We start from the raw sequence: 14,770 nt of genomic DNA, 5'->3' as shown, positions 1-14,770 counted from the left end.
AACGCCCGCGGGTGTCATGCACTACCGCGGGCGTTGAGTGGTTTGTCGCTAGTTTTCAGAAAACTGAAAAAGCTCCCCCGAGAGGACTCGAACCTCTGACAAGGCGGTTAACAGCCGCCTGCTCTACCAACTGAGCTACAGGGGAATATGGAGCGGATTGCTGCTGTGGGCGCCAGGTCCTTGGGGGACTTGGGTTCCGAAAGCGGCGTTCCTCTCGTGTCCGAAATTTACTGTATCACTTTCATCCTCGCAAGGTCGCCTTAGGGGCTATCGGCAAGCTTTTTTCACAACTTGAGTCGTCCTAGCACGGTTTGTACCAATCGTGCCGGAAAATCTTGACTTTCCGCTTGTTTGAAGCTGCCGCCGAGCCGCCAAACGACCATCGCTCGCTGAAAATTTTCTGACTCCGCCACGCCGAAACGCTGGACTTGCGATCGATCGGTCGCTCGTTGCACGCTCGCTTGACGAGCGTGAACGCGACGGAGGGGCTGCAGTGTTTGGGTGAGACGGCCGGAGAACGGATTATTTGGCGGGGCTGGAGTCGAGCCTCTAAGCGACTTGATCTGGCGGTGGGCGGATATCTAGCGGCGCGTGAATCGGCTAAAGCCTCTTACTCCAGCGCTTGGGACGCGGTCGGCTGAAGCCTTTACTCCAGCGGCTTGTCGAAAAATTCGGGGATCAGCCACTGCAAGCCCAGCTGGATCGCTTCGAGGTCGTCGGGGCGATAGGGTGTGTCGTGTTGGGCTTCGGGCAGGACGACCAGGCGGTGCGGGCCGGCGTAGGCGTCGATGATCGATTGTTGCAGCCTCGCCGGGACCAAGGCGTCGAGTTGCGATTGCACAAACAAGGCTGGCAATTGGCAGTGACCGGCGGTTGTCGTGGCGTCCATCTTCGCTTCGATCGATGCCGCGATCCAGGTTCCACCGCGATGGGCGTTCCACCAGGCGTTGCCGTCGCGGACCATATCGACAAGCGGCGGCGGGTTGCGAATCATCAGAGCGTCGGCCGCGCGTTGGCTGGCCAAATACAACGCGGTCACCGATCCGAGGCTGTTGCCGACGATCAAGGTTTTTGTGTTAGTGCCGACGCGGTGCTGTTGCAGATGATCCCAAACGGCAAGGACTGCGGCGGGGATGTGTCGCAGCGAGGCGGAGCCTTGGCTGAGTCCGTAGCCGGGCGGATTCCAGGTCCAGACTTCGACATCGCGCGGCTGGAAGAGGAGGGCGGGAAAAGCTGTCGATCGCTCGGCGCGGCCGCCCGTTCCGGGGAGCTTTAAGATCAGCAGATCAGCGGGGGGTTGATCCACGTCCAACAGCGCGGCGGCTTGCGTGCCGGCAGGCTTTCGCGTCGCGAAGCATTCGATGTCGCCTTGCGGTCCATCGACGATCAATCGCGTGGCGGGTTGCGGATCGTCGACAACGTGCCGTGAGGGACGCAGAATGAAGCGGTCGGCGAGTCGTTTGCGAAGCCACATCGATGGAGTTCCAGCGCGTTCGTTGTTCAGCCCCGCATATCGATCCTCACCGCCAGGACCAACCGGCGGCTCAATCCCAGCGGCTGTACCGTAACATGCAGTAGATCGCGTTAACACCATCGCGCCAACCGATCTTCTTGCCTTCGTCGTAGCCGCGACTCTGGTATTCGATCGGGACTTCCATGAACCGTTGGCCGCTGCGAGCCAGCTTGGCGGTCACCTCGGGTTCGAATCCAAACCGGCACTGTCGCAGCGTCACCCCTTGGATCAATTCCCGGCGGAACGCTTTGTAACAGGTCTCCATATCGGTCAACCGCAGCCCGGTCGTAACGTTACTTAAACCGGTCAGCACCCGATTCCCCAGGCGATGCAGGAACGAAGGGTCTTGCACTTCGTTGCCCAGGTAGCGGGAACCGTAAGCGATATCGGACAGCCCATCCTGGATCGGCCGGATGACTTTCATCAGATCGCGGGGATCGTATTCGAGGTCGGCATCTTGGATCGCGATGATCGCGCCGCGACAGTGGCGAAAGCCCATTCGCAGCGCGGATCCCTTGCCGCGATTGCGACGCCGCAAGACGATCGTCAGGCCCGACTTCCCGCGTTGGCTGCGGAGCCAATCGGCGGTCCCGTCGCTGCTGCCATCGTCGACGATGATGATCTCTTTAGTGATCGGCAGGGCTTGGACCGCGGCGATCACCTGCGGCAGCGTCTCGCGTTCGTTGAAGACGGGGATCACGACCGACAGCTCCGGCGCACCGGGCTGGTCGTCGTCGATCGACTGCTGGACCAACGACTGCGCCTCTTCGAGCAGATGCATGCAGTGTTCGGAATTATCGAATCCGCGGCCACGCGCGTTGTCGTTGGCGGATGGACGATTTTCAGTCGACGCGGAGGTTGCGGTCAGGATCTTGTTCATCGTGCTTTCTCTTCCGGCAGTGGGATCCGCATAGCCAAAAGAGGCAGATGCTGATACAACGAAACCCAAGGTACGGGGACGTTGTTCAACTCTTGCACATGGTTTTGAATCGCTGCGGTCGCAAGGTACTCGGCAAACCAAAAGCGTGGGCCCGATGGACGCTTTGTAGCGGTCGCGGGATACGCACCGATTGCACCGACGTCGGCGGAGTTAGTTGGGATCGGCCGCCGTCGCAGGAGCGCGAGGCACCTCGCAGAACCGGACGTTAGCGGCTTGTCGGTTTAGTCACAACGAGCTTCCCTGCATTAGCCGTTTGGGCGTTAGCCCAGGTTTGGTGTCAGCGGAACCGGGGCTAACGCCCAAACGGCTGATTAAACCGACAAGCCGCTAGCGCGTGGCGGCTGATTTGCGCGGCGACGAAGATGGAATGTCGCTGTTTCGCAGGGCTATTCAGTGTTTCAATTTGAGGTATCAGCCGCCACGCGTTAGCGTCCGGTTTACCTGGAGAACCGGACGCTAACGCGTGGCGGCTAATTTGCCTAAGCACAAACACTGATCAGCCCTGCGCTGTTTCGCCCCGCTCCCCAAGCTGGCGTTTGCTTGCCCTATAATGATTCCGACGAGAATCGGGCGGCGCCGCCTGCATCGCTTTCCACAGATTAACGGAGCCGATCGATGATGCACTTTCGAATTTGGATCACGCTGATCTTGGCAGCCCAAGGTTCAATTATGCTCGGACAAGAGATCCCGCTGACTCCCGAATGCGTCGTCCGTTTCGCCACGGTCGCCGAGGGGGCGGAGGTTTTGCAGGCGGAGGATACGTTCACGCAGCGATTGAGCCGGTTCGATTTGCAGAGTCGGTTGAACACGCGCGAAGAGGTGAGTTCCACCGATTATCGTCGGTCGGCTGCCGAAGACATCCAACCGTGGACCGATGCGTTTATCGCGACCGTTCGCCCGGCGGTGGAGCAGTTGGCGGCGCGTGTGGGCGAGTGGAATCTGCCGCTGCCCGAAGAGATCTTACTGGTCTGCACGAAGGGAAATTCCGAGGCGGGGGCGCCGCACACGCGGGGCAATGCGATCGTGTTGCCCGAAAAACGGATCGTCCGCCGCCCCGAGGATATGCTGCGACTGTTGGCTCACGAACTGTTTCATATCGCCTCGCGTCAGTCGCCCCAATGGCGCGATCAACTCTATGCAACGATTGGATTCGAGCCGTGCGACGAGGTGCAGTTGCCGGCGGCGGATCAAAACCGACGGATCACCAATCCCGACGCCCCGATCGTGCAGCACTACATCACCGTCGACGTCGATGGCCAGTCGGTCGATGTGGCGCCGGTGCTGTTTTCCAGCGTGGCGGAATTCGATCCCAGCCACGAGAAGTCCTTTTTCGCGTTTCTGCAGGTCAAGTTTGTGCAGCTTGAAAAACAAGACGGCATCTGGACACCGGTGTTGCGTGACGATGGCAGCTTCGTCGGGCACGCGATGGGAGACTTGGACGGCTTCATGTCGCAGGTGGGACGGAACACCAAATACTTGATCCATCCGGAGGAGATCTTGGCGGACAACTTTTCGTATTTGGTGACGGGCAAAAAAGTTGCCTCGCCAGAGGTTTTGACGCAGATCGAAGCGTTGCTAGTCAGCAATTGAATCCTGCCGGCGAATCAGTTTTCCAACGCGCGGATGATCTGGTCGGCTGCTTGATCGACCGATTCTTGCGACGTCGTCCAGCCGACGCTCACTCGCAGCGTGCAAGCGATCTGTTGTTCGCTGAGCCCGATAGCGACCAGGCAGCGAGTCATCCAGTCCTGCGGTTGAGCGCAGCGGGGACGTGAGATAACAAGATCCGAGGTCGCTTTATTGAATTGCAATGGGACGCGAATCGGCAGCGTGATTAGCGACGTGTTGGGCAGCCGGGAGACTTGATTTCCCAGCACCCGTGGCGTCGGCGATATCGCCTGTTGGAGTCGATCTTCAAACCGATCGCGGAGTGCGGCCATCGCATCGGCGGCATCCTCGGCACCACGCGCGGCCATCTTCGCCGCCGCGCCGAGACCGATCTCGCCGGTGATGTTTCCCGAACCGGGACGCAGCCCCATCTCTTGAGCTTCGCCATACAGGATCGGTGACAGTTTCAAACCTCGTCGGACATAGAGGGCTCCGATTCCCTTGGGGCCATACATTTTGTGACCGCTGATCGCGATCGTATCCGCTCGCAACGAACCGGTATCGATCGGCTGCTTGCCGGCCAATTGAGCCGCGTCGCAGTGCAGCAGTACGCCGCGGGCGTGGCAGATGTCGGCGACTTGGCGAACCGGCTGCAGGACGCCGGAAATACTGCACGCCGCCTGGACACAAACCAGCGCCGTATCGTGCTGCAGCATCGCATCGAGCTGTTCCGGGTCGACTCGACCGTCGGGATCGACGTCGAGATATTCGATATGCCATCCGTCGAACTGCAACGAATTTGCGGCGGCGATCACCGAATCGTGCTCGCTGGCCGACACGATCACGCGGCCGGGCGGCTTACCGGCTTGCTGCCAGGCACGGCAGACGCCCAGGATCGCCAGGTTGTTCGCTTCGGTGCCGCCGGAGGTGAATACGACTTCGAACGGATCGCAGCCCAACAGATTGGCTACCTGTTCCCGAGCCGTGTCGACGAGTTCGCCCAACGCCAATCCGGCGGGATGCTGTTGCGTGGGTAACAAAAAATGTTCGTCCCAAAACGGCTGCATCGCTTCGCCGACCGAAGGGGCCAACGGGGTCGTGGTGTTAAAGTCTAGATAGATGTGTCTCAAGGGAACTGTGACCTCGTCAACCAAAAACGATGCGAATCGGGGCCAGGGAAAATCGTTTTTAGGATCGGGTACCAGCCGCCACGGGCTAGCGTCCGGTTCGCTTGAAAAACCGGACGGCAGCGCGTGGCGGGGGATACCTTCGCCGATTTGCACTGGAAGCGGAGCGACGAATTCGCCCCGGTAGCCCCATGTTAAGATAGAGCGATTCGGTGATCGTTGCGGCCGACTGGCAGAGCGACAGTTTCCGCGAAACAGCAACGCGATTGTACCGATTGAAGCGGCTGGTTAGACAGCCGATCGTCCGGCTGCCGGGCCGCGGTCGGCGATCGCTTGGTCGATCCTTGCCCTTTGGTCAGCTGACAATCGCCACGAGAGTGCCGCTGCGGTCTCGGTGATTTGATACGGCCGCTTGGCTCCACAAAGCGCTGCGGTGATCCCCGGATGATGAATCGTCCAATTGATCACCACGTCCGAAACGGTTCGGCCGATCTCGAGCGCCAATTGGCGTAGCGCGTCGACAAAGTCTTGATTCTTCTGCCACTCCTCCCCCTGGAACATCGGGTACTTCGCGCGGCCATCGCCGGGAGCGAACTGGTGGTCGCGGGACAATTTGCCCGCCAACAGCCCCTTCATCAGCGGCCAATAGATGATCGCCGAAGCGCCGTTGGCTTCGCACCAGGGCAGGATGTCGTGAGTGATCTCCTGCTGCAGCATATTGAAATGAGGCTGAACGGCGGAGAGCGGGCAGACCGCGTGAAACTCTTCCAATTGTTCGACGTTAAAGTTCGAAACGCCGACGCTGCGGGTCTTGCCGGCGTCCATCAAACGTTTCAGTTCGCCCGCCGATTCGGCCACGGGAACATCCGGATCGGGGCCGTGCAGATAGAGCAGTTCGACGCGGTCGGTTCCCAGTCGCTGCAGGCTCTCGTCGCACTGCCGTCGAAGCGTCGCGGGGGAAGCGTCTTGGACGCGTTGGCCATCGGCGTCCCAAGCGATTCCGCCTTTGGTCGCGATCACGATTTGGTCGCGGCGATTTCCCAAACCGCGGCCGATCAACCGTTCGCTCTCGCCGTTGGCACCGTAACAATACGCGGTGTCGAAGAAGTTGATGCCGGCGTCGAAGGCGGCATCAAGCGTCGCCAAGCTGTCGGGATCGTTCACCTCTAGACTGGTCATTCCGGCGATCGGCCAGCAGCCCATCGCGACGGGAGAGACCCGGATATCGGTTTGTCCCAAGGGGCGGAGTTCGGTGGCTGACATGGTTTGGTGGTTCCCAGGATCGAGGTCGCAAGCGGGGTCGCGACAACACATCCACTGGGCAAACGCGACCAACTCGCTATAACGGTCGGCTTGAGCCTATGTTATCGTTTGCGGCGAATGTTGCGAAGCGGTTCCCGCTGCAGCGGTGATCGAGTTCAGCCGTATTAACCGGCACGCACTAGCAGCTTGTCGGTTTAGTCACAACGAGCTTCCTTGCATTAGCCGTTTGGGCGTTAGCCCCGGTTTAGTGGCAGCGGAACCGGGGCTAACGCCCAAACGGCTGATCAAACCGACAAGCTGCTAGCGTCCGGATGTGCCAGCAAACCGCAGGTTAACGCTGCGGCTGATAGTTCAATAAGATCAGCGGTTTGTGCCGCCCCCGAAGCGATTGCTAACACTTAACGGGATGCCGCGAGCCGGCGTTTCCGAACGACATCATTCATCAATCATTTCAGACGCATGCAAACGCGCGTCGATGCCGTCAACCAACCCAAGAGAATTCCGATGCGTCCATTGCTGACCCTGACCACCGCTATCCTGATCCCATCGACGTTGTTCGCTCATCCCGGTCACGGATCGGTCGCCAGCGAAACCGCTCCGGCATTGCACTACCTGACCAGTGGAGCACACATCGGTTGGGCGGCTGTTGTCGCGATCGCCGCTGTGGCAGCAATCACCGTTGTGCATAGCCGCCGCGCCGACGCTCGCCGCGCCGGCTGAGAAGATTTGAAGACGATCGAGGGAGTCCGATTCGACTCGACGTAGAATTCTGGTCGATTCGAATACCACGGCCGACCTCGTGGTTTGTCAATCTTTGATTTTCGGACTGATGGTGGTGGACGAGGTCACGAGTCCCCATAATCTCTGGCGCGAAAGGACTCGTGACCTCGTCCACTACCTAAATTCAAATGTGGATGAAACGCTAGCGACGGTCGACCATGAAACTGCCGTTGTCGGCGACGTTAAACAGCGGTCGGTAGTAGTCGCGTCCGCCGGCGATTCGGCCGCCTGGAGTCCAGACAAACGAGATCCCCAGGTTCCAACCTTCCTCTTGATTTCCGCCGGCCGAAGAGCCATCGTCGGGAATCAAGTAGTCAAATCCGGTTCGCAGTTCCAAGCAGCGGCCCATCGGAACGTCGAACGACGCACCAAGCAGCACGTCGGAGCTGCCGCTGAAGCCGACGTTGCCTTCGACTTCGACTCCGTTGCCCATCGTGCGGCGGTGGAAGAACCGATACTGATCGGTCGCCAAAAAGCCAGCTTCGGTGGTCGTGTTGACGCCCGCATCGTTTAACAACTGGGCAACCGAACCGCTGGTCTGCGTGCTCTGCGTCAAGCGGAAACCAAACTCGTTGACCGGCGAAACCTTCCAGCTCAGCTCGCCGCGAATCTGCAGCAGATCGACGTCGTAGTACCATTGATCGCTCAGGTAATCGACGACCACGCCACCCTGCCATCCGCAATCGACGCGGCGATAGACGCCACCGGTCAGGAACAGCTGGGTTCGCTCGTCGGTCGTAAATTCCGCTCCGCTCAGATTGCTCTGCGTCGCTCGCAAACCGAACTGCCAACCGAACTCACCGCAACCGATGAAGTACAGCGGCCGGCCCATGTTGAAGCCTTGGTGAAAACCGAAGCTGGCCGATCCGTCGCGCTGCCCGGCGGTGTTGCCCGAAGCGAAGTTGGGTGGTCCTTTGAAGCCTTGCACGCCGACGAAAAATTCGGTTCGTCGCCAATCCCACCATCCAAACGGATCGCAAGGAGGGCAGCCAGGTTCGACGCAGGCGTTGCATCCGCAACCGATTCCGCAGGCGTCGCCGGTGCACCCGGCCCCTTCGAATCCACAGCTCGGTTCAAAACCACAACTGGGTTCAAAACCGCAGCCCGGATCGTAAGCCATGCCGATTCCGCCGCTGCACGAATCGCAACCGCACGACGGAGCGCCTTCGACGTAAATCCCAGCATCGCCGGGGATATAATGTTCGTTGTAGCCGACCTGTTTGACGCCCAACCAGTTCGGTGAATTGGGTTTTGCCGCGGGGCGACGGACCGCCGTGTTCGGGCGCGAGCTGGCCGCGCCGCTGCCGACGCGAGCCGGTTGCGGTGCGGGAGCGTATTGTCGCCGAGCGTTGGTCGGTTGCTGGGGATGCGAAACCAGCGTCTGCGCTTCGGCTGGTGGTTCGACCGTCTGCGGCGCGGCGGCCGCTTCGGCTGCCGGACTCGCTTCGGGGACCCAAGTTTGTTTCGGTTTGACCGGTGCACGCAAGCTGTTCGTTGGAACCGTTTGATCCTCGGCAGCGGTCGCGAGATTCGTTAGAATCAAGGCAAACGCCAGAGCGAGCGAGCACTGGATTCGAGAAAGCGGTTGAGTCGTGATCATATTAACAAACCTAAAGTTCTGACTTCCGAGCGTTGTCGCAAAGCGCGGCGGTCCGCTGGAATGATAGAAAGCTGTTTATGTGTTATCGGGCGGCAAACTCTGCTCATTCAGTAAAATCGTTAAATTCGTCAAGATTCCCCTAACCGTCACATCTTCACACAGGACCGCTGATCGCATGAGATTCGCCTGCACTTTCGCTCAAGTAGCCGCCCTGTCGGTCGTACTGCTCGGTGGTTTGTCCGCAGAAGAAACCGTCGACGAGGAGACACCCAGCCGGCCGAAGTACCCGCTAGCAATCGCAGTCGATGCGGCGGAGTCGTACGTTGTCGATCTCGATCTGCCGGGCGTTTGGAAGTTGTCAGCCGAGGGCCAGCCGACGCTCTTCGTCCGCGGATCGAAATGGATTCGCAAACCGCTGAACCGACCGCGGTGCGTCGCGATCCTTCCCGATGGTGACTTGTTGATCGGCGACACGCCGACTCGCGAGGTCTATCGAATCGCAGCGGCTGGCGGCGAACCGAAGCCATTGACGGCCGGCGGGATCGGAATCCCGATGAGCATCGCCGTCGATGCCGACGAAAACGTCTACGTCGCCGATTTGGAGACGCGGACAATCGTCCGCTTTCCCTTGGCCGGGGGCAAAGTCGAAACATTCGCGCAGGTCAACACGCGGGGGCTGAGCCTCGATCCCCAAGGCCAGTTGTGGGCTGTCACGCAGGACAAGGACCAATTGGTGCGGATCGATTCGGCGGGCAAAGCGACGCCGGTCGTCAGCGATCGCCCGTTTCAATTCCCGCACAACGTTGTCGTCACCGATTCGGGAGACGCGTTTGTCACCGACGGATATGCCAAAGCGATTTGGCGGATTCCCGCTGGCGGCAAACCGGAACAATGGTTGACTGGCCCGCCGCTGATCAATCCCGTTGGACTCGCGATCCACGAGGGGAACCTGTTCGTCGCCGATCCGCACGCGAAGAACATATATAAGATCGCCATCGACAGTAAACAGATCACGCCACTGATCAAAGACTAACGAAGTCGATGTGCGTTGCCGCCCAGTCCGAGGGCGACCACCGTCTTCTGCCGACGTTTGGCAGGCGACGCGCGAATCGCTCGCCCCAGCCGATTAAACTAGACGACAATCTCTCCTTGGCCGCTTCGAAGCCTTCCACGTTTTATCACCGCCGGAAATCCAATCGATGCCAAAATCAGCTGCACCCCTCGGCCTGTTCGTTCTGCTGTTGTTCGCTGGACCAGCGATTGCCGCCGACGAAAACGTCGCCGCCAAACGCCCGAACATCATCGTCTTCCTGGTCGACGACATGGGGATCATGGATACGTCGGTACCGTTTCTTACCGACGAAGCGGGCCAGCCGCAGCGGTATCCTTTAAATGACTTCTATCGCACGCCAAGCATGCAGCGGTTGGCGGAGCGAGGGATTCGGTTCAACCAGTTTTATGCGATGAGCGTTTGTTCGCCGACGCGGATCTCGATCATGACCGGGCAAAACGCGGCTCGCCATCGAGCGACCAACTGGATCAACCCTCAGAAAAACAATGCCGGTCCACACGGTGCACCACGATGGGATTGGGACGGATTGAGCCCGCAAGACGTCACGCTGCCGGGGATCTTGAGCGACAACGGATACCGGACGATCCATATCGGCAAAGCCCACTTCGCTCCCGAAGGACACGAGGGTGCCGATCCGGCGAACCTTGGTTTCGAGATCAACGTCGCCGGCGCAGCGTTTGGTGCACCCGGCAGCTACTACGGCGAAAAAAGCTACGGCCACCAAACCAAACGCAAGCACCACGCGGTCCCGGGGTTAGAGAAGTACCACGGCAGCGATACGTTTTTGACCGAGGCGTTGACGTTGGAGGCGAAGCCGTTGGTTGCGCAAGCGGTTCGCGACAACATACCGTTCTACCTGTACTTCTCACACTACGCGGTCCATGCACCGTTCGATTCCGATCCACGCTTCGCCGCCAACTACAAAGACTCGGGCAAGCCCGCGAAAGCCCAGGCGTTTGCCACGTTGATCGAAGGGATGGACAAATCGCTCGGCGATATGTTGGACCAATTGGAACAACTGGGGATCGCCGAGGAGACGCTTGTCTTCTTCTTGGGCGACAACGGCTCGGACGCTCCTCTTGGGCATCAGCACGAAGTCGCGTGCGCCGCGCCGCTGAGAGGCAAGAAGGGTGCTCATTATGAAGGCGGGATGCGCGTCCCGTTTATCGCCGCCTGGGCGAAGTCCGATCCAGCGAATCCGCTGCAGCAGCAATGGCAGATTCCCGCCGGAGCGATTCAGAGTCAGGTCGCCGACGTAACCGATCTGCTGCCGACGATCCTCGACGTCGCCGGCGCCGCGGCGCCGAAGGATCACACGGTCGACGGTTTGAGTTTACAGAAGCTGTTGACCGGCAAGCCCGATCCGCAACGGAAGGAACAGTTTTTGATGCACTATCCGCACGGACCGCATCGCAGCAACTATTTCACCTCGTGGCGCGACGGCGACTGGAAAGTTGTCTATCACACGCTCCCCAACGAACCGACGACCGGCGGTTTCATCCAGTTCGAAGATGGCAATTACGAGTTGTTCAATCTGGCCGACGACCCGTTTGAATCGACGAACCTCGCGAAGTCGCATCCGCAAGAGCTGAAGCGGATGATGCAAGGCTTGATCGACGCGCTGGTCGCACACGAAGCGGTTTACCCGGTCGACGACGCCGGCGCCCCGTTACCTCCTCAATTGCCGTAGCGCTCGAAGTTGCCGAGCGCGAAGATACGAGCACGGCCATACTAGCACGACGCGCAAGCGAGTGTTTTCCCAACGATCAACCCCGTTCGATCACTCGCTTGCGCTTCGTGCTAGTATCTTCGATTATTCACTCGCTTGCGCTTCGTGCTGGTATTGGGACTTGGGGAGCAGGGTGCACTGCGCACTTTCGCGGAGCGAAAGGCGACCATCGGTCTTCAATTTTCGACTTGGCGGCAAGTGTCGCCTTTCGCTCCGCGAAAGTGCGCTCGAGCGCGACCATACTAGCACGAAGCGCAAGCGAGTGTTTTTCCCACGATCCCCCCGTTCGATCACTGGCTTGCGCTTCTTGCAAGTGTCGCCTTTCGCTCCGCGAAAGTGCGCTCAAGCGCGGCCATACTAGCACGACGCGCAAGTTTTGATGTTGCGCGTTGATGGGGTTGCTAGCGAGAATTGGTATTGCAGAAAGAGGTGAGACATCCTGAGTTTGTGAGTTACCACACAAACAAAGCCCAGGAGCTCACCGATGGCAATCATGGAAGATTCCCTCCCCGCAATCAAGTCGTTTCTGCCGAACACGCAGGTTTCTGCTCACTTTCGAAGCATGCTGCTGCGATTCTTGATCGCTATTCTTACGCGGCACGGTCGAAACTCGTGCATGTCTGCTGCCTCCGCCATCGAGGGAAAACCGCGACATCGGGCACAACCCGGACGCTTCCTTAAACGGTACCGGCAGGCGATCGCCGATTTGCTCGCGGCGATCACACTGAAGATGCTTCGTGATCAGGATTGGAACGGCCGCTATCTCCTGCTGCTCGATTCAACGCTCGTCGCCACTGCCGGCCAGACCATCGAAAACACCTTCAGCACCGGTAACTCCAAACGACGACCAGCCAAGAATCGCCGCTACACCAAGTACAAGTATCAACGAAAGAGTTGCCACTGTTTCGTGTTCGCATTGCTGCTGACTCCTGACGGATTGCGAGTACCGATGTGGCTGCCGTACTACACCAAGCCTTATGCGAAGGCACACAAGATCAAACATCGGACGCAGGCGCAGCTTGCGGCGCAGTTGATTTGCGACGCACAAGTACCCGCTGGCATCGAACTGATTGTGCTCGGAGACACCGCATTTGACGCCAAATGCGTGCGTGCGGCTTGCCGGGAGCGAGGCTATTTCTGGATCGTTCCGGTCAACACCAATCGCGTCTTCGCTGCAAAGAAGCACGGCAAGCGGCCTCGTGTGAGTTTGCGAATCGAACAACTTCCTGCATCACGTTTCCAAACCATTCGTCTTTCGATCGGTGCGGGGCCTTGCGCTGCTCAGCGACGAGCCTCCTGCCATCGAACGGCACGCCGCCGCGACGGGACGAAGTCAACTCGGACGTATCACGTCCACAGCGAGAGAAGCGAGGTCCACAATGTGGGCATGGTCATGCTCGTCTTTTCCTCGAGTAAGCCGATTGGCAAAAAGATTAAACGTGAAGGGACGAAGTTGTTGATGACCAATGCAAAGCACTTGTCGGCTCGGCAGGTGTGTGAGCTGTACAGTCTACGTTGGCAGATCGAGTTGTTCTTCAAAGAACTCAAGAGCACGCTGGGAATGAACCAGTACAGCTTCAAAGATTTCGAGGCGGTCGAGAGCTGGATGGGGATCGTGTTGATCACGTTCTGCTATCTGGAATGGACTCGTCGCCGCAAGCTGGCCGATCGCCGAATCGACGATCGGCAGCGCAAATGCTGGAAGCACGCTCGCAGTTACACGGTCCGCGAGGCGTTGTTGGTAGGCATTCGCTATCGCGAGCACCAGTGGCATCTGCGACGGCTAAAAACCAACCACGGCCTCCGCACACTGAGGAAACGCTACACTGAGCTTTTATCCCAGGAATACCGGTGCGTCGCCTGATCAAAGCATCCATCGGCGCAACATCAAAACGCGCAAGCGAGTGTTTTCCCCCGATCACACCGGTTCATTCACTCGCTTGCGCTTCGTGCTGGTATGGGGATTGGTGTCGTACTGCGCACTTTCGCGGAGCGAAAGGCGACCATGGGGCTTCAGTTTTCGGCTTGGCGGATGCTTACGTGGCCTTGGCGGCCCAAGACGATGTGGTCGAGGACGCCGATCCCGATCGTATCGCCGGCCGATTCCAAACGCCGCGTGACGGCAAAATCCTCGGGACTGGGAGTCGGATCGCCCGAGGGATGATTGTGGACCAACACGATCGACTGCGCCGCGTCTTTGATCGCGGCTCGGAAGACTTCGCGCGGATGGACCAAGCTGGCATCCAACGTGCCAACGGTGATGCAATGCGTGTCGATGACTTGGTTCTTCGTATCGAGCGTGACAATATGAAACTCCTCGCGGCGTTGATCGCTGACCAAACGAGCGAAATGCCGGCGACAGAATTCCGCGGCTTCGGCAGTGCTGCAAATCTTGGAGGTTTTCGGCGGACCGGCGAGCGCAGCGATCCGCCGCCCTAATTCGATCCCCGCCATAATCTGACAATAAGCGGTCTTCTCGACGGCTGGACTAATCGACTTCAGCTCGCCGCGGCCGGCGGTCGGCAAGCGGTCCAGTTTGCCAGCGAACTCGTTCGCCAAATGCTCGCCAGCCATCATCGCCGATTCCCCCGGTCGGCCGCTGCGGACCAGGATCGCCAACAACTCCGCCGTCCGCAAACTCTCCGCTCCCCAAGCCAACAAACGCTCCCGCGGCCGATCCTCTTGCGGCGCCAATTTGACTTGGTTGCCAAACAATTTTTCGTCAAGCCACCGGGTCGGTGAAAACTCTCCCAGCCCGGTGTTCCAGCGATAGAGCGTTTGATCGGCGGTTTCCGATTCGCGCAGCAACCACCCCTGACCGACGAGTTCGTTGACAACGCGGGTGACGAAACCGCGTTTTTCGGGATCGCAAGCGCGGTGCACTACATCGATCGGAAATCCATCCCGAGCCGAGACCGATTCGATCACCGGCAGATAGCGTTGGTAACGCCGCGTCGCGGAATCGGTTGGCTGTTTGGCAGCTGTCATAACAATCGATTGTGACGGATCCCCCGCGGTGTGCAACCACTTTCAGCTTCGGCAGGGGGGCGGATGCCGCTCGCAACAGCGGCATGCTCGCGAACGCGGCCATGGGGGAATGACGGTTTTGCGGAATGTGCGCTTGTTAGGTTGTGTTTT

The 14,770-nt window shown here is 59.3% G+C and carries 11 protein-coding genes and 1 tRNA gene; 5 read left to right on the top strand and 7 right to left on the bottom strand.

The window, feature by feature from the left end; all coding sequences use genetic code 11:
* Window positions 1-72 precede the first annotated feature (72 nt).
* The 3 genes from CA51_RS10795 to CA51_RS10785 form a co-directional block, all read right to left on the bottom strand.
* Window positions 73-145: transfer RNA gene (locus CA51_RS10795), tRNA-Asn, on the bottom strand.
* Between the two features lie 501 nt (window positions 146-646).
* Complete coding sequence (locus CA51_RS10790; RefSeq protein WP_145120424.1) at window positions 647-1,474, bottom strand: alpha/beta hydrolase family protein; 828 nt, start codon at window positions 1,472-1,474, stop codon at window positions 647-649.
* Between the two features lie 70 nt (window positions 1,475-1,544).
* Window positions 1,545-2,393 carry a glycosyltransferase family 2 protein gene (locus CA51_RS10785; RefSeq protein WP_231746114.1) on the bottom strand — a complete coding sequence of 283 codons (849 nt, stop codon included), beginning with the start codon at window positions 2,391-2,393 and terminating at the stop codon, window positions 1,545-1,547.
* Between the two features lie 675 nt (window positions 2,394-3,068).
* Between CA51_RS10785 and CA51_RS10780 the strand changes: the two genes are divergently transcribed.
* On the top strand, window positions 3,069-4,043 hold the full coding sequence (locus tag CA51_RS10780; RefSeq protein WP_145120422.1) for a hypothetical protein: 975 nt from the start codon (window positions 3,069-3,071) through the stop codon (window positions 4,041-4,043).
* 14 nt (window positions 4,044-4,057) lie between these two features.
* On the opposite strand, the gene CA51_RS10775 is transcribed toward CA51_RS10780, so the two are convergent.
* Window positions 4,058-5,191 (bottom strand): cysteine desulfurase family protein, encoded by a 1,134-nt coding sequence (locus tag CA51_RS10775; protein WP_231746113.1) that lies wholly within the window; start codon window positions 5,189-5,191, stop codon window positions 4,058-4,060.
* Window positions 5,192-5,476: 285 nt separating this feature from the next.
* Window positions 5,477-6,451, bottom strand: coding sequence for an aldo/keto reductase (locus tag CA51_RS10770; protein ID WP_145120420.1), 975 nt, complete (start codon window positions 6,449-6,451; stop codon window positions 5,477-5,479).
* A gap of 504 nt (window positions 6,452-6,955) precedes the next feature.
* On the opposite strand from CA51_RS10770, the gene CA51_RS10765 reads away from it, so the two are divergent.
* Entirely contained in the window at window positions 6,956-7,171 is a 216-nt protein-coding gene (locus CA51_RS10765) for a hypothetical protein (RefSeq protein WP_145120418.1), read from the top strand.
* 202 nt (window positions 7,172-7,373) lie between these two features.
* Here CA51_RS10765 and CA51_RS10760 read toward each other — a convergent pair whose 3' ends face one another.
* Entirely contained in the window at window positions 7,374-8,831 is a 1,458-nt protein-coding gene (locus tag CA51_RS10760; protein ID WP_145120416.1) for a DUF6666 family protein, read from the bottom strand.
* A 175-nt stretch (window positions 8,832-9,006) separates the two neighbouring features.
* Here CA51_RS10760 and CA51_RS10755 point away from each other — a divergent pair, with 175 nt between their 5' ends.
* The 3 genes from CA51_RS10755 to CA51_RS10745 all read left to right on the top strand — a co-directional run bounded on the left by CA51_RS10755 (window position 9,007) and on the right by CA51_RS10745 (window position 13,496).
* On the top strand, window positions 9,007-9,864 hold the full coding sequence (locus CA51_RS10755; protein ID WP_145120414.1) for an NHL repeat-containing protein: 858 nt from the start codon (window positions 9,007-9,009) through the stop codon (window positions 9,862-9,864).
* A 166-nt stretch (window positions 9,865-10,030) separates the two neighbouring features.
* Window positions 10,031-11,593 carry a sulfatase gene (locus tag CA51_RS10750; RefSeq protein WP_145120412.1) on the top strand — a complete coding sequence of 521 codons (1,563 nt, stop codon included), beginning with the start codon at window positions 10,031-10,033 and terminating at the stop codon, window positions 11,591-11,593.
* A gap of 655 nt (window positions 11,594-12,248) precedes the next feature.
* Window positions 12,249-13,496, top strand: coding sequence for a transposase (locus CA51_RS10745; protein WP_145120410.1), 1,248 nt, complete (start codon window positions 12,249-12,251; stop codon window positions 13,494-13,496).
* 149 nt (window positions 13,497-13,645) lie between these two features.
* Here the strand turns inward: CA51_RS10745 and radC are convergent, their stop codons facing one another.
* On the bottom strand, window positions 13,646-14,620 hold the full coding sequence (gene radC, locus CA51_RS10740; RefSeq protein ID WP_145120409.1) for a RadC family protein: 975 nt from the start codon (window positions 14,618-14,620) through the stop codon (window positions 13,646-13,648).
* Window positions 14,621-14,770 lie beyond the last annotated feature (150 nt).

Origin of the sequence: Rosistilla oblonga (assembly GCF_007751715.1) — a bacterium.
Lineage (GTDB): Bacteria > Planctomycetota > Planctomycetia > Pirellulales > Pirellulaceae > Rosistilla > Rosistilla oblonga.
Note: the sequence above shows the minus strand (reverse complement) of the source record. Positions and strands in the feature narration are given on the sequence as shown.

Coding starts and splice junctions, on each gene's coding strand:
- CA51_RS10760 (WP_145120416.1), bottom strand. CDS start 8,831: ATGATCACGACTCAACCGCTTTCTCGAATCCAGTGCTCGCTCGCTCTG.
- CA51_RS10780 (WP_145120422.1), top strand. CDS start 3,069: ATGATGCACTTTCGAATTTGGATCACGCTGATCTTGGCAGCCCAAGGT.
- CA51_RS10790 (WP_145120424.1), bottom strand. CDS start 1,474: ATGTGGCTTCGCAAACGACTCGCCGACCGCTTCATTCTGCGTCCCTCA.
- CA51_RS10770 (WP_145120420.1), bottom strand. CDS start 6,451: ATGTCAGCCACCGAACTCCGCCCCTTGGGACAAACCGATATCCGGGTC.
- CA51_RS10750 (WP_145120412.1), top strand. CDS start 10,031: ATGCCAAAATCAGCTGCACCCCTCGGCCTGTTCGTTCTGCTGTTGTTC.
- CA51_RS10755 (WP_145120414.1), top strand. CDS start 9,007: ATGAGATTCGCCTGCACTTTCGCTCAAGTAGCCGCCCTGTCGGTCGTA.
- CA51_RS10785 (WP_231746114.1), bottom strand. CDS start 2,393: ATGAACAAGATCCTGACCGCAACCTCCGCGTCGACTGAAAATCGTCCA.
- CA51_RS10765 (WP_145120418.1), top strand. CDS start 6,956: ATGCGTCCATTGCTGACCCTGACCACCGCTATCCTGATCCCATCGACG.
- CA51_RS10745 (WP_145120410.1), top strand. CDS start 12,249: ATGTCTGCTGCCTCCGCCATCGAGGGAAAACCGCGACATCGGGCACAA.
- radC (WP_145120409.1), bottom strand. CDS start 14,620: ATGACAGCTGCCAAACAGCCAACCGATTCCGCGACGCGGCGTTACCAA.